Annotated in this window: 17 protein-coding genes; 8 read left to right on the forward strand and 9 right to left on the reverse strand. The window is 51.8% G+C overall.

What is annotated here, in order from left to right; genetic code table 11:
- Nucleotides 1–159: 159 nt before the first annotated feature.
- Complete coding sequence (rseP, locus tag C7B82_RS23960) at nucleotides 160–1,245, reverse strand: RIP metalloprotease RseP (RefSeq protein WP_106259217.1); 1,086 nt, start codon at nucleotides 1,243–1,245, stop codon at nucleotides 160–162.
- 205 nt (nucleotides 1,246–1,450) lie between these two features.
- On the opposite strand from rseP, the gene C7B82_RS23965 reads away from it, so the two are divergent.
- On the forward strand, nucleotides 1,451–2,890 hold the full coding sequence (locus C7B82_RS23965) for a serine hydrolase (protein ID WP_106259219.1): 1,440 nt from the start codon (nucleotides 1,451–1,453) through the stop codon (nucleotides 2,888–2,890).
- A gap of 160 nt (nucleotides 2,891–3,050) precedes the next feature.
- Here C7B82_RS23965 and serS read toward each other — a convergent pair whose 3' ends face one another.
- From serS to C7B82_RS23980, 3 genes are all read right to left on the reverse strand, one after another.
- Nucleotides 3,051–4,328 carry a serine--tRNA ligase gene (gene serS / locus C7B82_RS23970; protein WP_106259221.1) on the reverse strand — a complete coding sequence of 426 codons (1,278 nt, stop codon included), beginning with the start codon at nucleotides 4,326–4,328 and terminating at the stop codon, nucleotides 3,051–3,053.
- A 182-nt stretch (nucleotides 4,329–4,510) separates the two neighbouring features.
- Entirely contained in the window at nucleotides 4,511–4,711 is a 201-nt protein-coding gene (locus C7B82_RS23975; RefSeq protein ID WP_106259223.1) for a DUF2283 domain-containing protein, read from the reverse strand.
- Complete coding sequence (locus C7B82_RS23980; RefSeq protein WP_106259224.1) at nucleotides 4,711–4,971, reverse strand: DUF4258 domain-containing protein; 261 nt, start codon at nucleotides 4,969–4,971, stop codon at nucleotides 4,711–4,713. Before C7B82_RS23980 ends, C7B82_RS23975 begins: the two co-directional genes overlap by 1 nt.
- Nucleotides 4,972–5,016: 45 nt before the next feature.
- On the opposite strand from C7B82_RS23980, the gene C7B82_RS32645 reads away from it, so the two are divergent.
- Complete coding sequence (locus tag C7B82_RS32645) at nucleotides 5,017–5,154, forward strand: hypothetical protein (RefSeq protein WP_181357641.1); 138 nt, start codon at nucleotides 5,017–5,019, stop codon at nucleotides 5,152–5,154.
- 293 nt (nucleotides 5,155–5,447) lie between these two features.
- Here C7B82_RS32645 and C7B82_RS23985 read toward each other — a convergent pair whose 3' ends face one another.
- Both C7B82_RS23985 and C7B82_RS23990 read right to left on the reverse strand, forming a co-directional pair.
- Nucleotides 5,448–5,888, reverse strand: coding sequence for a hypothetical protein (locus C7B82_RS23985; protein WP_106259226.1), 441 nt, complete (start codon nucleotides 5,886–5,888; stop codon nucleotides 5,448–5,450).
- A gap of 71 nt (nucleotides 5,889–5,959) precedes the next feature.
- Complete coding sequence (locus tag C7B82_RS23990) at nucleotides 5,960–6,175, reverse strand: DUF2283 domain-containing protein (protein WP_106259227.1); 216 nt, start codon at nucleotides 6,173–6,175, stop codon at nucleotides 5,960–5,962.
- Nucleotides 6,176–6,310: 135 nt separating this feature from the next.
- Between C7B82_RS23990 and C7B82_RS23995 the strand changes: the two genes are divergently transcribed.
- The 4 genes from C7B82_RS23995 (at nucleotide 6,311) to C7B82_RS24010 (ending at nucleotide 10,849) form a co-directional block, all read left to right on the forward strand.
- Entirely contained in the window at nucleotides 6,311–6,586 is a 276-nt protein-coding gene (locus C7B82_RS23995) for a hypothetical protein (RefSeq protein ID WP_106259229.1), read from the forward strand.
- Complete coding sequence (locus C7B82_RS24000; protein ID WP_106259231.1) at nucleotides 6,576–6,881, forward strand: type II toxin-antitoxin system PemK/MazF family toxin; 306 nt, start codon at nucleotides 6,576–6,578, stop codon at nucleotides 6,879–6,881. The genes C7B82_RS23995 and C7B82_RS24000 overlap by 11 nt, the downstream gene beginning before the upstream one ends.
- 192 nt (nucleotides 6,882–7,073) lie before the next feature.
- Entirely contained in the window at nucleotides 7,074–7,385 is a 312-nt protein-coding gene (locus C7B82_RS24005) for a hypothetical protein (RefSeq protein ID WP_219904666.1), read from the forward strand.
- A gap of 176 nt (nucleotides 7,386–7,561) precedes the next feature.
- On the forward strand, nucleotides 7,562–10,849 hold the full coding sequence (locus C7B82_RS24010; protein ID WP_106259234.1) for a HEAT repeat domain-containing protein: 3,288 nt from the start codon (nucleotides 7,562–7,564) through the stop codon (nucleotides 10,847–10,849).
- 43 nt (nucleotides 10,850–10,892) lie between these two features.
- Here C7B82_RS24010 and C7B82_RS24015 read toward each other — a convergent pair whose 3' ends face one another.
- Together C7B82_RS24015 and C7B82_RS24020 are read right to left on the reverse strand one after the other, a co-directional pair.
- On the reverse strand, nucleotides 10,893–11,105 hold the full coding sequence (locus C7B82_RS24015; RefSeq protein WP_106259236.1) for a type II toxin-antitoxin system HicA family toxin: 213 nt from the start codon (nucleotides 11,103–11,105) through the stop codon (nucleotides 10,893–10,895).
- Nucleotides 11,095–11,316 (reverse strand): type II toxin-antitoxin system HicB family antitoxin, encoded by a 222-nt coding sequence (locus C7B82_RS24020; protein ID WP_106259237.1) that lies wholly within the window; start codon nucleotides 11,314–11,316, stop codon nucleotides 11,095–11,097. The genes C7B82_RS24015 and C7B82_RS24020 overlap by 11 nt, the downstream gene beginning before the upstream one ends.
- 142 nt (nucleotides 11,317–11,458) lie before the next feature.
- On the opposite strand from C7B82_RS24020, the gene C7B82_RS24025 reads away from it, so the two are divergent.
- Entirely contained in the window at nucleotides 11,459–12,370 is a 912-nt protein-coding gene (locus C7B82_RS24025) for an alpha/beta fold hydrolase (protein WP_106259239.1), read from the forward strand.
- A gap of 99 nt (nucleotides 12,371–12,469) precedes the next feature.
- On the opposite strand, the gene C7B82_RS24030 is transcribed toward C7B82_RS24025, so the two are convergent.
- Nucleotides 12,470–13,846 carry a DNA double-strand break repair nuclease NurA gene (locus C7B82_RS24030; protein ID WP_106259240.1) on the reverse strand — a complete coding sequence of 459 codons (1,377 nt, stop codon included), beginning with the start codon at nucleotides 13,844–13,846 and terminating at the stop codon, nucleotides 12,470–12,472.
- Between the two features lie 611 nt (nucleotides 13,847–14,457).
- On the opposite strand from C7B82_RS24030, the gene pilM reads away from it, so the two are divergent.
- Nucleotides 14,458–15,573 (forward strand): type IV pilus assembly protein PilM, encoded by a 1,116-nt coding sequence (gene pilM / locus C7B82_RS24035; protein ID WP_106259242.1) that lies wholly within the window; start codon nucleotides 14,458–14,460, stop codon nucleotides 15,571–15,573.
- Nucleotide 15,574 lies beyond the last annotated feature (1 nt).

A 15,574-nucleotide genomic window follows, 5' to 3' on the forward strand; every position in this document is an offset into this window, starting at 1 on the left:
CGTCATTCAATTGAAGGCAAGGGAATCCTTCTCAACTTTACCCCCTTGTGACCCGTCAACAATTAATTGACAGACCACTAGCTTGTCGGCGTAAAGCGCTACTCAAAACTTTCCCTCACTCCTCACCCCTCACCCCTCACTCCTCTCACCTCTCATCTTCTACCGAAACAACTTTTGTACTGACTCTAGCTGGCTGGTATCGCGGACAATCAGGAAGATGCCGAGTCCCAGGAGCAGCATTAAGCCTGTTTGCATCACACCGTCTTGAATTTTGGTTGGCAGAGGTTTGCCGCGCATCCCTTCGATGAGGAGGAACGCGAGATGACCACCATCCAACGCTGGCAAGGGCAAGATGTTGATGATTGCCAGGTTGATGCTAATGAGTGCGCCAAAGGTGAAGAGATTGAAGGCGTCCGATCGCGCCAGTTTTGCTCCTTCATCCACAATCCGCACGGGACCCGAAATCTGGTCGGCAACGGCTCCAAAATTGGTGATGAGCTGTCCAAACCCCTGCACTGTTAAGACAGTAATGCGCTGAAACTCATTGGCGGCAATTGCCAACACTTCAAGTGGATTGCCTACGCGGCGACGGTCGATCGTCACATTAGGCGACAGCTGTACGCCAATTTTGGCATTGGCATCGGGCGTGACCACCAGTTGATCAGGCAGTACCTTGCCGTCCCGCTGCACTTTGAGCGCGATCGGTTCATTCGGACGGTTCTGAATCGTCGTCATCAATATCTTGATGGCGTCTTTAGAGGCTCCCAAGTCCTTACCATCTACGGCCAGCACAATGTCGCCTGGCTTAACGCCCGCTTTTGCCGCTGCCGAACTGATCTCCGACTTCACTTCCGGCACCAGCACACCTGGTTGAAAATTGACCTCCTGCGTGCCAGCAATACCAATCTGCGTGACAAGCAGGAAGTAAGCGAACACCAAATTCGCAATGACACCTGCACTGATCACGATCGCCCGATCCAGCACCGGGCGATTCTTGAGCAGATTTGGATCGTTGGGCGGAATGGTGCTGTCTGGATCATCATCGGGAAAGCCAACAAACCCACCAAGGGGAAACGCTCTCAACGCATACTCGGTTTCCGGGCCTTGATACTTCCACAGAATCGGACCAAACCCAATGGAAAAGCGGTTGGCATAAATACCCTGAGCGCGGGCGGCTGTAAAGTGCCCTAGTTCATGAACCACAATGAGGATTGCCAAAACGGCGATCGCAGCCAAAACTGACATACCAAACTTCCAAGAAACGGTGGTTTCGCGGTTGCAACCATAGCAACGCACTTCCAACTATTCTAGAAGCTACCACTCGGTAAATGTTAATTGGCACAAAATCGCCATCGATCGCAACCATTTGCCAACAAAATAATTTCGCAGACGCATAAACTTACTGTATACCAGTACCAGTCGCGTTATCACCCTACCGTGAGTTGCAGTTGTGCGTCAGTTACTGAAACCTAAACCTGAGACCATCCAGCAGCAAAATGCAGCGCTGAAAGCAAAGCTTGCCAGAGCCGATCGCCTCATTGCACAGCTCAAAGCGGAAACGTCGCAGCTTCGCGCCCAGATTTCACAACTGCAACGTCGTTCGGCATCGCCCCAGTCAACGGCCTCCTTCAGAACGCGATCGCCTGCTGCACAAAACCGTACGGTGATCACGGGCAGCGAGACCAGGCTCAAGCACCCTCAGCAAGCATCCAGCGGTCGCTCATCACGTGCTGTAGCGCGACGGCGATCGACCGCTCGACTCAGACTACTACTGGGCACCCTGCTTTCGTTTGCGGTCGGACTGACGATCACAGCGGCCTTCAGCAGGCAGCGACAGCAACAGCCAGTGGCACCCATTCAGCCCTCTGCCACCCTTCAGCCATCAAGCCAGCCGCAACTTCAAGCATCAACTGCCGCTGCTGTGTTGCCCAAGCAGACGATCGACGAACTGGTGTACAACGCCCAGCCAGCATCCTTAGAAGCGAGTCCAGCCCTACAGGCGATCGTGGATGGGGCTGTTGCACTGGCCGCCAGCAAATCTTTAGCGACTGAACCGCTGTCGATTACGCTGATTGACCTGAAAGCCAATATGATCGCGGGGTACCAAAAAGAGAAACCCCGCTATCCTGCCAGCGTCGTCAAGCTCTTCTGGTTGGTCATTTGTGAAGCGCAGCTAGAGAACAGCATTTTGCAGCCCGATCCAGCACTGAGTGCCGATCTGACTGCCATGATCGTCCACTCTGACAATGATGCCGCGAGTCGGATTTTCGATCGCATCACCCAAACAACATCCGGGAGTCAACTCAGCGGCGAAGCCTACGCTACCTGGCTCAAGAATCGTCTGCGGATGAATCAATTCTTTCGTGCAGCTGGCTATGACGGTCTCAGCATCAGCCAGAAAAACTACCCCATTTACTCACTGAAGCTGGATGGCCCCGATGGGCGCGAACTCCAGATGCTCGACGAGCAGCAGCAACCGATTCGGAGCCTGGTTACCAGCGATCAGGCGGCAAGGCTAATGTACGAAATTTACTCCGGCAAGGCAATTTCAGCCAGCCGTAGCCAGGAAATGATCGCTCTGCTGACGCGAGACCTGAATCCAGAAAGCTGGAAGAAGCAACCGGATAACTCGATCGCTGGCTTCTTAGGCGAATCGTTACCAGCCGATCTACGCTTTGCCTCCAAAGTGGGCATGACGACCAAAGCCCGCCACGAAGTTGCCTTCATCGAATCCAAAGACGGCAAAGTCGCGTATATTCTCGCCGTGTTTGGAGCCGACCCCACCTACAGCCAGAACTCCGAAATTCTGCCTGCAATTTCTAACGCGGTCTACACCCAAATGATGGAGCGCAGTGCCCATGCTGAAGGGATGAAGAAGAGTGAGGGATGAAGTTTTGAGTAGCGCTTTGCGCCGACAAGCTAGAGAGTTTTGAGTTTGAAGAAAGGGATGAGGGATGAGGGATAAAGCTTGTTTCGGCGTTGCTGTGGGATGAGAGATGAAACTACGAGCGTTCTGAAACCTCACACCTCACACCTCACACCTCTCTTCCCTACAACACCGATCGCCCCAAAAAGGATTGCAGCACGTCTGGAATATTGACCGTTTCATCGGGTTGCTGATAGTTTTCAAGCACGGCAGCCATGGTACGACCGACGGCTAGACCAGAACCGTTCAATGTATGGACAAACTCGGTGCCTTTCTTGCCCGCTTCCTTAAAGCGAATATTGCCTCGTCGCGCCTGGAAAGCGCCGAAGTTGGAGCAGCTTGAAATTTCGCGGTAGGTTCCGGCAGAGGGTAGCCACACTTCCAGGTCGTAGCATTTGGCAGCACCAAAGCCAATGTCGCCTGTACAAAGTTCAACCACGCGGTAGGGCAGCTTGAGCGCTTGCAGAATGGCTTCAGCGTTTTGTACCAGCGCTTGATGCTCTTGCTCAGAGGTTTCGGGGCGGACAATTTTGACCAGTTCGACTTTGTTGAATTGGTGGAGTCGGATCAGCCCACGCGTATCTCGCCCATAGCTACCTGCCTCCCGTCGAAAGCAGGGCGTGTAGGCGCAGTGGTGAATGGGTAGATCGTCTGCTGATAGAATCTCATCTCGATAAAGGTTAGTGACGGGCACTTCAGCCGTGGGAATCAGCCAGAGATCATCATCCTTGCACTGGAAGCTTTCTTCGGCGAACTTGGGCAACTGATTTGTAGCGGTCATCGATTGAGTGTTAACCAAAAGCGGTGGCAACACTTCGAGGTAGCCTGCGGCAGTTTGACGATCGAGCATAAAGCTAATCAACGCCCGCTCTAATGCCGCACCCGCCCCTAAAAGCGCGACGAACCGAGCTTGAGCAATCTTGGTTGCCCGTTCCGTATTAAGAATGCCGAGCTTTTCGGCGATCTCCCAGTGCGGCAAAATCCCCGTCTGTTGAGGCTTGTACTCGTCGCCCCAGCGTCGGACTTCAACGTTTTCGGTTTCGTCTTTGCCGATCGGCGTAGTGTCGCTCGGCAAGTTCGGCAACGTCAACACCAGTGCTTCGATCTGCGCTTTCAGGTCTTTTTCCTGCGGCTCCAGGTCGCTCAGTTTGGCTTTCACCTGGTTGCCTTCATCCTTGAGCGCCTGAATTTCGGCAGCATCCGTACCGCCAGACTTCATCTTTTGCCCAACCAGCTTGCCGATTTCGTTGCTGCGCGCCTGAAGCTGCGATCGCTCCTGCTCCAGCGATCGGCGTTGTTCATCCAACTGCAGAATCGGTTGAATGTCATAACTACCGCTGCGAGTGGTCAGTTTCTCGCGCACAAGGTCAGGATTTTCTCGGATTAGCTTCAGGTCAAGCATTGTTCATGGAAATGAGTCATTCATTCATCAGGATACAAGCCTTCGAGTCAGAAGCGTGCCAATGAACAAGCCAAGCAACACCTGCCGGAATCGATCCAGGTAATTTGGAGTAGCTGAGGCGATCGCTCCTTAAAACCAAAATTTTCTGCTTCAAGCTGAAACGCTTCTGCTTTAAAGCCGCGCTAGAGCTGAATCGGCAAACTTGTTTCTCCAGGACGGATCAATTGACGTTTGGATGCATTGAGAAACTCAACGCTGACGGGTTCTCCTGCATCGTCGTAGCTGACAACAACACCACCCGGTTCTGAGATGGCATTCACAGGTGGCGTTTCTTGCAAAATCAGGATCAGAATATCGGCATCGGCACTATATTGCAGTCTCATCACGGGGTCTCCTGCCAGTAGCGGTTCACTTGATTTGTCCAATAAAGGGTCAAGAGGCGCTGAGTTGAGCCAATTTGCACGTAGGCTACACGCAGCAAGCCATTGCCTCTCCTTGATTGTGCAACAAGAACACCTTCATCGTCAGGTACAACCTGTTCCGGGTTGAGCAAAATTGTTTCGATCTCTTCGCGCGTAATACCAAACCGTTGCTCCCATTGCCGTTGCCGTTCTTCTGCATGGAATGTCCAAACAATTTCCATCGTAGTTAGAGTGTGGTTGAGACAATCGCCCCTCTAAAGAAGGTCTTGCATGACACTCTAGAAAAAGATGGGCGCTTGAAACCAAACGTTCCAGATTTAAGTTGGATCGATCGCGTTCTGAACTCGAACATTGCTTTGCAAACGCGATCGTTCTTGTTTGGCGCAACAACGATCGTGCTTTAAACTCAAACGATCGCACTTTAGATGAGACCATTGCAGTTTCAAGCGGGAACGGTGCAGTTTTAAATGGGAACGATCGCACTTCAGATGAGAATGATGTGGCTTCAAAGGGGAACGATCGCGTTCTAAGGGCAATCGTTGCAGTTCTAAACACGAAACATCGAGCTTAGAACTTAACACCTCAGCCTTTTTGCTCAAGCGGCTGAGCTTGGAAGCCGGAACTTATCGTTCTGAGCGCAAAACATTGTCCAAAAGAAGTTGCTTATCTACTTTCGTCCAGATCAACGCCGACCAATCTAAAGAGTCACATAACCATAAGAAGCTGAAACTCGTGTTAATTTGCCTTGTTTTGTTTCTAGCTGAACTGACCAAGTCTTTGTTAGAAAAAACCACGGCTTGTTGAGACCACATGCATAGAAGTCTATATCCCTAGACTCAGCACCCGTTCCACGGTAGTAGTAAGTTTCATTTTTGTAATAGCGACATTCAAAGCCATTCTGCTCCATAACGTCGCGGGCTGTTTCAATGGAACTGCCGATCGACACTTGACGAAGAATCTCTTGCTCAACCAACTGTGGTTTATCGCTAAGCCAAATTTTCTTTCCGGTTAGTATTGGCGCGATCGCGCCAATATGGCATTGTGCGAACAGGAAAAGGCAAGGAATGCTGATCAGCATCGGTATGATTAATTTTCTGGCTCTTCTCATACCTTGTTGAAGCTTTTTCCCATCTTTCACATAAATTTGAAGTTAGCACATAGCTTGTTGTGGTTAGAATGATCGCGATCGCGCACCAAAAACCTCTATTTCTAGTGGGAGATCGCGGCGGGTGTCAGAAAGCCGCTCAGTTCAAGTGCCTTTAAATCGACCTTAGACGATGCCAGGTCAATTTCTAGCCCCACAACGCCACCATCAGCATCAAAGTCAATCACAACATCCGGTGCCACTTCTTCTGACTCAGTGCTGGGTTGATCGTTAAGCCGAATGGATAGCGTATCGGTATCGGGAAAGTAGCGTATTTTCATGGCTCTAGTCCTCTCTGTAGTCTTGAGCGAAAGTTGCGATCGCAGTAAGCATTGTGGAAAGTTTCGTCATCATATCCATTCCGTCTGCCTTTGCTGAACCGATATAATCGAAGCTAAAGACTTGAGTGACCTGCAATGAGTACTCGTCAAGAATTATTGTCAGTGATTGAGCAATTACCCGATGAGCAATTGCCTTCACTACTGGAGATTGCTCAAGCTTTAAAACAGCCTGAGCAGCATGAGCCTCAGTCGGCTAGAGAGATTCGAGCTTTCCTCAAACTGCCATTGGCGGAACAGCAACGGCAACTGGAGCAGCAAGCCGCCTTGATTGCGCCCTATTTTCAACCCGGTAGTGAAGACATGGAGTGGGTTGAAGAGTACGTCGAGGATGACGACTGGAATGACGAGTAGTGAACCGCAGCGTGGCGAGATCTGGTGGGTTCAATTTAGCCCGACGATCGGGGATGAGATGCAGAAAAATCGACCCGCCATTGTGATTAGTGCCGATGATTTAACTCGGCTGAAACTTCGTCTTGTGATACCGATTACAGGCTGGAAGCCAACGTTTGCATCTGTACCGTGGTTGATTCAGCTAGAGCCTTCTACCCATAATGGTCTGACCAAAGTTTCAACCGCCAACCCTTTACAGACACGATCGATCGCTTTAGAGCGCTTTAACGTTCAGTTGGGCATGTTGGAAGCATAAAGGCTGGAAGCAGTCATTCTGGCACTGGGAGTGGTTGTGAGCTATCCGCTTGAGTAAAACCTGGCGATCGCTCCCTGATCTCTAACCTTGCAGCCCAACACTCGAAACTTACGGTTTGGCACTCGGCGATTCAAGCTCAAAACTCGAAACGTCACCCTTTGAACACGAACAATCAGGCTCAATGCTCGAAGCTTGCACTTCAAAGCTCGGAGTTTGGGGTTTCAAATAGGAACGATTCCTTCGGAAAGCTTCGCTAACGCACTTGAAGTAGGAAAGTTGCTATTTCAAGCAGGAACGATCGCACTTCAAATAGGAAACTTGCCGTTTCAAGCAGAAACGATTCCTTCGGAAAGCTTTGCTAACGCATCTGAAGTAGGAACGATTCCTTCGGAAAGCTTCGCTAACGCACTTGAAACCGGAACGATGGCACCTGAAGTAAGAACGATTCCTTCGGAAAGCTTCGCTAACGCACTTCAAGTAGGAACGATCGCTCCTGGAACTTGAAACATGGTGCGCGTGATGCCGAGAAATCGGGTTTCTGGTGAATGTGTTACGTACAAGGCAACAGCGTCTAGCTGAGAAACCCGCTTTCTGAGTCCAGCGCGATCGACGATAATGGACGAAATTCTCTGTTCAAGTCTTGTTGCTTGCAGTATCGTTTCCCTCAAAGGCACTGCCTCATGCATGGAAGCCGCTATCCTCGATCGTTCCCCCCACTCCCCACTCCCCACTCCCTACTCCCTCTTGCCTTTCTCTTCACCCTCGCCCTAACGCTCACCCTCCTCACCACTGGAGTCAGCGCTAAGGAACCCAAGCCCAAACTGCAACCGTGGCACATTCCAGGGATTGAAGCAGCACTGGAGGACGATCGCTCTAAGGTCAAAGCACAAGCACTGGATCAACTGGCTGGCTATAAATCTCAGGATATCAGACCGCTCGTGAAGCAGGAAACGGTTCAAAAGATTGGCAACCTGCTTAAAGACGAGAAGCAAGACTCCTCTATCCGTGGTAGTGCCGCAGCGGCATTGGGCAACTTCGGCAAAGATGCCAAGTCCTACATTCCAGATATTCTCAACTTTATTAAAGACGAGAAGCAAGACTCCTATGTCCGTGGCAGCGCAGCAGCGGCATTGAGCAATTTCGGTGACGCTGCCAAGTCTTACATCCCAGACATCCTCAACCTCATCAAAGACGAGAAGCAAGACTCCTATGTCCGTAGCGGTGCAGCAAAAGCATTGAGCAATTTCGGCGACGCTGCCAAGTCTTACATCCCAGACATCCTCAACCTCATCAAAGACGAGAAGCAAGACTCCTATGTCCGTAGCGGTGCAGCAGAAGCATTGAGCAATTTCGGCGACGCTGCCAAGTCTTACATCCCAGACATCCTCAACCTCATCAAAGACGAGAAGCAAGACTCCTATGTCCGTAGCAGTGCAGCAGAAGCATTGGGCAATTTTGGTGACGCGGCCAAGTCCTACATCCCAGACATCGTCAACCTGGTCAAAGACGACAAGCAAGACTCCTATGTCCGTAGCATGGTAGCAGAAGCATTGGGCAATTTTGGTGATGCGGCCAAGTCTTACATCCCAGACATCCTCAACCTCATTAAAGACGAGAAACAAGACTTCTCTGTCCGTAGCGGTGCCGCAGCGGCATTGGGCAATTCTGGTGACGCTGCCAAGTCCTACATCCCAGACATCGTCAACCTGGTCAAAGACGAGAAACAAGACTCCTCTATCCGTAGCGGTGCAGCAAAAGCATTGGGCAATTTTGGTGACGCTGCCAAGTCTTACATCCCAGATATCCTCAACTTCATTAAAGACGAGAAGCAAGACTTTTTTGCCCGTGGCAGGGTAGCAGAAGCATTGGGCAATTTTGGTGACGCGGCCAAGTCCTACATCCTAGACATCCTCAACTTCATTAAAGACGAGAAGCAAGACTCCTATGTCCGTAGCGGTGCAGCAAAAGCATTGATTCAGTTAGAGCAATTGAGCTTCGATCTGGCTGTTATCGTTCTTAGTCCAGTGTATGAAGACCAATCGGACATTGATAACTGGCGGTTTTACACCTATTTCCTCAGTGGTGGAGACGAAAAGGTCATACGCTTGCTCAAATGGGTAGGTAGACCCAAGCAGTTGCCCGATCAACTGAACTATGACGAGGGTGTTAAAACTCTGACCGTGTTCCAGAAAGCCTGGGATGGATCAAAAGACCTCCCCGCATTGCGCGATGACCTGGCGAACAAAATTGGGCTGGTTGCCAAGATGGGCAAATGGCAGACGGGCGATATTGCTCTGCTGCAACAGCATTACACCAACCTCAAAGCTGCCAACTCACCCAATGCCGATTCGGTGCAGGCAGCCATTGCAACCCTCACTGTCTGGCAATGGCTATCTAATCTCTGGACAACCATTCTGGCTCACGCTGCCTTCTGGCTTGCCCTTATTTTCGCTTATCCCAAATCGCCTCAAATCCAGGCAATCTTCTTCTGGAATCCCTGGGTTCGTACCATCCTCGGTTTCGGCTATGTCAGCTTCCTCCTCACCTGGATTCCGTTTCTGCGGCGCAAGCTGTTTGCTCCCTTTCGGTTCTCGTTGCTGGCAGATGCCGGACTCAACCACTTCCATCCCGATACCTACTTCTCGGAGTCCAATGTGAGAGAACTGGCAGCAGGGGACGAACAGCCCATCATGCAGGTCATTCCCGAAATCAAAGGGCAGGTGATTTTGGAGGGCGATTCTGGGTTGGGCAAGACGATGTTTCTGCGGCATTTGCTTCAGCAGTCGCAGCGCATTGTCGTCTATCTGCCTGCTACCAAATGCGCCGAGGGTGTGATTGAAGCGATTCAAAAAAAGCTGCACGGCGACGAAATTAAAGACACCAAGTTTTTGCAAAGCCTCATCTACAGCGGAGCCATTGACATCTGCATCGACGGACTCAACGAAGTCAACCCCGACACGCGGGCAAAAATCACCCAGTTTGTGGAGAGTCACTTTAAGGGCAACATCCTCATGACCACGCAGCCGCTAGAGTGGTTGCCGCCCTCCACTGCCAAAACCTACGTCATGCAGCCCCTTCAATCGGCGCAAATTGAACGCTATTTGCTCTCCCGCCAGCCTTCGTTACCCAAAGCGGCCCCTGTGCAGGGCACTGCCTACGAACAGGCGTGTCGCACCTTTTTGAGCACGATGCTCAGTGACCAGTCCCCAGCTACAACGCAAGCGATCGAATCCAGCGAAGTCACTGCCGAACCGCCCCCTAGCCCCCCATCTTGGGGGAACCAAACCGTTCAAAGTCCCCCAGAATATAGCCCTGATGGGCATTCAAGAAAGGGGGATTTAGGGGGCGCGAAAGACTTGAATGCAGCCAATCTCAGTAGCCTTTCCCCAGAGGAACTGAAAACCGCTCGTACTATTCTGTCGAACCCAATGGAGTTGACGCTGGCGGCGTGGATGCTGGCAGGTGGCGTACAGCCCGATTTGTTCAATCTGCGTGAGCAGCAGTACAAGCTGATGGCAGAAGAGTATCGCCGCACCTGGAACCAGGACTTCCCGCTGAAGCAATTTTCGGAAGCGGTCTATCAGCAGTGGTTGGTGGATCAGAAAGCGCTGCCAGCCGACACGTTCTACAACGAACTGCTCTGTATGGAAGACGAGAAATTCCGTATGGTGGTGAGTCGGCAGTGGAAAGATGCGAAGGGCGAGGCCAAGAAAGAATGGTACTTCCGCCACGACAAGATTGCCGAATTCTTTCTGGTGCAAACATTTCTCGGCAAAGGCACGGACGCTGAAACACGCTTGCTCGACCACATCGGCGATTCGCGCTTCCGGGGTGTTTACTTCTTGCTGGCAACACTGATGGATCTGGAGGCAGCGAAAGACCTGCGCGAAAAGCTCATCCAATACGCGGCGGACACGAAAGACCACACCGTTAGCGATACCTTTGTGCAGTTGTTGCGTTCGCGTTAGCGGCTCACGGAGCATCGCGCTAGTGGCTCTGTGATTCCTCACTTTACCGAAGCCTGTCAAATTCCTCTTCGGTGATGCCCATTTGCTTCAAAATTTCATGGAAGAGCCAACTTCCGATTTCGGCTTTTCCATGCACCGGGATCGTAGTTGCTCTACCATCAGCATGTTTCCAGCGAGCGTGGCTCCCTTTTTGCCGTACTGGCTCAAAGCCTAACTTACGGGCAACTTTGGCTAACTCGCTCGCTTTAGCTGGCATTGGCAACCAGTAACTCAACATCTTCAGGAAGCGCTTTTCCAGCTTCCATATATTCTTGCTGGATCATGTCAAAGACATTTGCCAACTCAGATCTCGCTGCGTCAGCCGTTTGTCCCCAGGCGTGACATCCCGATATTGCAGGCACGTAGGCAACAAATGTGCCGTTATCATCAGGGCGAATGACGATCGTATAGTCTTGCAGAGACTTCATCACTTGAAATTCCAGAAGTACGCTCTTGCTTTGACGTTAGCATACCGACTGTTGCAGGGCACGTTCACGCTAGTGGCTCAGAGAGCATCGTGCGCAACCACTAGAATAGAAAGAGTCTCTGTAACCAGTTGTGAACTGAAATATGACAACGTCCTTGCATTGGCGACATCGGGTAGGCAACCAGCGCGATTGGGTTTGGCGCGGTTGGCAGACTCGCTACACCTACATTCGGGCAGCGCAGTCGGGGAGTGAAACACCGTTGATTTTGCTGCATGGGTTTGGAGCCTCGATCGGGCATTGGCGCAACAATCTGGACGCATTGGCAGAACATCACATGGTATATGCGCTGGATATGTTGGGCTTTGGTGCCTCAGAGAAAGCCGCCGCTACCTATAGAACCGATCTCTGGGTAGAGCAGGTTTACGAATTTTGGCAGACCTTTATCCAAACGCCTGTGGTGCTGGTGGGCAACTCGATCGGCTCTCTGGTCTGCATGGCAATTGCCGCCGCTCATCCCGAAATGGTGGCAGGCGTTGTGATGATTAGCCTGCCTGACCTGTCGATGGAAGAAGAAGCGCTACCAAAACCGTTGCGTCCCTTAGTTGGCAGTCTCAAACGCTTGATCCTCTCACCGCTGTTGCTCAAAGCGTTGTTTCCACTAGTGCGACGACCCAACTTTGTACGAACCTGGGCATCGATCGCCTATGCCCAACCCGATTCTGTTACCGACGAGCTGATCGATATTCTGGCAGGGCCACCCCAAGACCGAGGTTCCGCACAGGCATTTGCCGCCATCTTCAGAGCCGTCACCGACTCTCGCTACAGCCCTCATATCAAAACGATCTTGCCCACCCTCACGGTGCCCATGTTGCTCATCTGGGGACAGGAAGACCGCATGATTCCCAAACAGTTTGCCCGTCCGAGTCAGTACGGCGAGTACAACCCCAACCTGAAATTGATCGAACTAGAAAACGCAGGTCACTGTCCCCACGATGAATGTCCCGATGAGGTGAATGCGGCGATTTTGGACTGGATGACTTCGTGGAAAGGATAAGGCTAAAGGCTAAAAGGGAGATGGGGGGATGGGGGGATGGAGGAGCAGTTCAAAACTCAAAACTCAAAACTTTCATCCTTCATCCTTTAGCCTTTCCCCTTACGCAATGCTGCCGCGCTTACGCGCTTCCTTGTAGGACGTGCCAACGTTTCGCAGGCCAGCGCGGATCATTTGTTGTTCCAGAAGCGCAAAGAAACGGCTACGATCGCCCCCTCTTACCACCGCCTGATTGTGCGCCTCTGCCAGCGCGACCGGGTAGCCGTAGCCTTTTTGCACTTGCGCCAACGTCAAACTAAGCGCAGTATCGAGCAAATTGGCATCTTCAGCGACCCACGCGGGAAACTCCACGCGGGCGATTTCGGTGCCGACATGGACATAGCAGAAGTAGATGTGATGATCACCGTAGAGATCCAAAATGCGGGCAGAGCTACGCCAGAGGGGGCTGCGTTGACCAGGCTGTAGTTCCATTGCCCACAACGCCGCATCCTTCAATGGCTCCAACACCTGGCAGGGCGCGTGTGCCAGCGGAAACCCTTCGCGATCGCCCAACCCAGAACAATGCGTAGGGCAATCCGGCGTGTCGTAAGGGCATGCTTGCAGTCGCAGAAAATTGAGTGCTTCCCCACTCCGCGAGGCGCTGATGTAGCCGACTAAGGGAATGCCCAGATCGCGAAGTTTGCTCCACGCGTCGAGAATAGGCGGCAAGATGCGATCGCGCGCTTCCCCTGGCAACGAGTCCAGGAACCAGTAAATGAGCGAGCCATCAACCATTGCGAGGGTGTGGGGTGTGGGGTGTGGGGTGTGGGGAAGTTTTGAGAGAGGTGAGAGGTGAGAGGTGAGAGGTGAGAGGGGTAAGAGTTTTGAGTTCTGCCTTCTACCTTCTGCTTCCTCTGCCTCCCCTGCTTCCTCCACTCCCTCTGCCTCCTGCCTGCTGCCTGCTGCCTCCTGCCTTCGGATTTCTGCCTCCTGCCTTCCCATTTCTTCCCCTAACTCCGCCAGCACCACTGCTTCCGACACCGTGCGCCGATAGCCCATCCACTCTTCGGTGCGGATGCCCCATTGGCGTGAGACGTAAAGGTCTTCGGGACGGTAAAAGACTTCAGGAAGACTGTCGAGCAAGGGTAGACGGTTTTGACCGTAATGCAGCACAATCCGTCCCACGTTGATGAGATAGCAGTAGGCAATTTCGTGATGGCTGGGGGCAATTTGTGAGCCATCGGTTGCCAAAACAGTGTGAGCAGCAGGGGGTACGGGAATGCTGACCCGCAGATTGAGCGGTTCGACAGGTGCAGCGGCGGTAAAGCTGAGGCGATCGCGCCAGGTCTGCTGCTGCTCCACCAAACGCGCTTGATGCTGATCAGCCAACTCCAAGAGCCGTTGCGCCCGCTCCAATCGCTGTCGTGTAGCGGTTGCTTCGAGCGTTAGCTGTTGACTGATGCCCTGCATTTGTTGGGCAAGCTTTGTGAGATCAAGCATGGGTGTGGGGTGTGGGGTGTGGGGTGTGGGGTGTGAGGGGAAGATAGGAAGCGCAGGGGAAGGCAGGGGAGCAGGGGGAGAGTTGAAGCTGACCGCTGACCACTGACCACTGACCGCTGAGCAGAAGTTTGAGTTCATCCTTTAGCCTTCATACCCCATGCCCCTCTGCCTCCCCTGCCCTCTTCCTTCATTTTCTTGCCATTTTCCAAAATTTTTTGATCAACTCTCCAAATTATGTGTAACATCGCTGGTGAGTAAGTAAGAACGTTACGAAGGGAGAGTCTTTTTTCTGACGATCGCTCTCTCAATCATCACGGTTTAAGCACAGTGAATAATTGTCCTCAGAACCGCGATCGATGACGCGATCGATACCCAAGAAAATAGTTGTTCAACGCAAAAGTTTTACTTTAGAGCGTTTCAACTTAACGATGACTTTTGCTCGTTTTTCTTTGTCAAAAAGCCACCAGTCAATGCTACCGTTTAAGGTCTATATCTTTGGTTCCAGAGAGATAGATTTCAACGGCAATGGGGTACCATACCCTGACATCTAGATCGTGCTTGATTAGTTCTCATCAGCCCCCCTTCAACTGTTTAAGTGAGTAGACAGCATTGTGGTTAACTCTCTGAAAAATCTGCTTCCTGGAAAGCCTAAAGGCATCGGTATCGAGTTAGCGCCCGATCGGATCAGCGTGGCTCAGCTACGTAAACAAGGCCAAGGGTTTAAACTAGGAGCGTTAGCAACCGTTCCAGTGCCAGAAGGTCTGTTTCAAGAAGGTCAGATTACTGACGTTGTGGGTATGGCTGAGCTCATTCAGTCGGTTCTAGCAGATAATAAACTCAAGGTAAAACGAGTCGCAACAGCGATAGCGGGTGGAAGGGATACTGTTACCCGCATTATTCCCATCCCAGCAGAGCTGAACGATCAAGAGCTTCGGGAGATGGTGCTCAATCAGGAAGCTGGGCTTTACTTGCCGTTTCCTCGCGAAGAGGCAGATGTTGACTATCAAAAACTAGGGCTTTTTGTTGATGAAGACGGCATCGAAAAATTTCAGGTTCTGCTAGTAGCAACTCGTAAAGAGATTACAGATTCCTACGTCCGCACCTTTCAACAGGCGGGACTCCAAATTGATGTACTGGAAATCAGCAGTTTCTCGTTGATTCGCACGATTCGAGAGCAACTCAGGCAGTTTTCACCGCAAGAAGCAGTCGCGATCGTCGATATTGAGTTTGAAAGCACCGAGATTTCGATCGCGGTTGATGGAGTGCCCCAGTTTTCTCGGACGGTGCCGATCGGTACCTATCAAATTCAAAGTGCTTTGTCTCGGGCAATGAACCTGCCGCCCTCAAGAAGCACCGAACTGCTGCAGAGCATGACGATTCCAGTGAACCCGTCGGATAGTATGAGTGGCCCTGGCAAGATGGGGGGCAGCAATCCCGGTGCGGCTGCCATGTTGCGTATTATCGGTGAACTGGCTGACGAACTGCGGCGATCGATCGACTTCTACCTCAATCAGGGCGACAACTTGGAAGTAGCCCAACTGCTGCTCGCCGGGCCTGGTGGCTCAATCGGACAGCTGGATGAGTTTTTCACACAACGGCTCAGCCTGCCAAGCAGTCAAATTGATCCCATTACCGCTCTGGGGTTAGAAGTGACCCAAGAAGTACCTTTAACGCAGCGGCCGGGGCTAGGAGTAGTGCTGGGCTTAGGATTACGGGAGGCTAGGTAAG

The organism is Stenomitos frigidus ULC18, from assembly GCF_003003795.1.
GTDB classification, from domain to species: Bacteria; Cyanobacteriota; Cyanobacteriia; order Leptolyngbyales; family Leptolyngbyaceae; genus Stenomitos; species Stenomitos frigidus_A.

What these genes read in the sequence shown, in the direction of transcription:
- C7B82_RS23990 (WP_106259227.1), bottom strand. Translation starts at nt 6,175, where the DNA reads ATGAAAATACGCTACTTTCCCGATACCGATACGCTATCCATTCGGCTT.
- C7B82_RS24030 (WP_106259240.1), bottom strand. Translation starts at nt 13,846, where the DNA reads ATGCTTGATCTCACAAAGCTTGCCCAACAAATGCAGGGCATCAGTCAA.
- C7B82_RS23975 (WP_106259223.1), bottom strand. Translation starts at nt 4,711, where the DNA reads ATGAGACTGCAATATAGTGCCGATGCCGATATTCTGATCCTGATTTTG.
- C7B82_RS24015 (WP_106259236.1), bottom strand. Translation starts at nt 11,105, where the DNA reads ATGCCAGCTAAAGCGAGCGAGTTAGCCAAAGTTGCCCGTAAGTTAGGC.
- C7B82_RS24000 (WP_106259231.1), top strand. Translation starts at nt 6,576, where the DNA reads ATGACGAGTAGTGAACCGCAGCGTGGCGAGATCTGGTGGGTTCAATTT.
- C7B82_RS23995 (WP_106259229.1), top strand. Translation starts at nt 6,311, where the DNA reads ATGAGTACTCGTCAAGAATTATTGTCAGTGATTGAGCAATTACCCGAT.
- C7B82_RS23980 (WP_106259224.1), bottom strand. Translation starts at nt 4,971, where the DNA reads ATGGAAATTGTTTGGACATTCCATGCAGAAGAACGGCAACGGCAATGG.
- serS (WP_106259221.1), bottom strand. Translation starts at nt 4,328, where the DNA reads ATGCTTGACCTGAAGCTAATCCGAGAAAATCCTGACCTTGTGCGCGAG.
- C7B82_RS24025 (WP_106259239.1), top strand. Translation starts at nt 11,459, where the DNA reads ATGACAACGTCCTTGCATTGGCGACATCGGGTAGGCAACCAGCGCGAT.
- rseP (WP_106259217.1), bottom strand. Translation starts at nt 1,245, where the DNA reads ATGTCAGTTTTGGCTGCGATCGCCGTTTTGGCAATCCTCATTGTGGTT.
- C7B82_RS24020 (WP_106259237.1), bottom strand. Translation starts at nt 11,316, where the DNA reads ATGAAGTCTCTGCAAGACTATACGATCGTCATTCGCCCTGATGATAAC.
- C7B82_RS24010 (WP_106259234.1), top strand. Translation starts at nt 7,562, where the DNA reads ATGCATGGAAGCCGCTATCCTCGATCGTTCCCCCCACTCCCCACTCCC.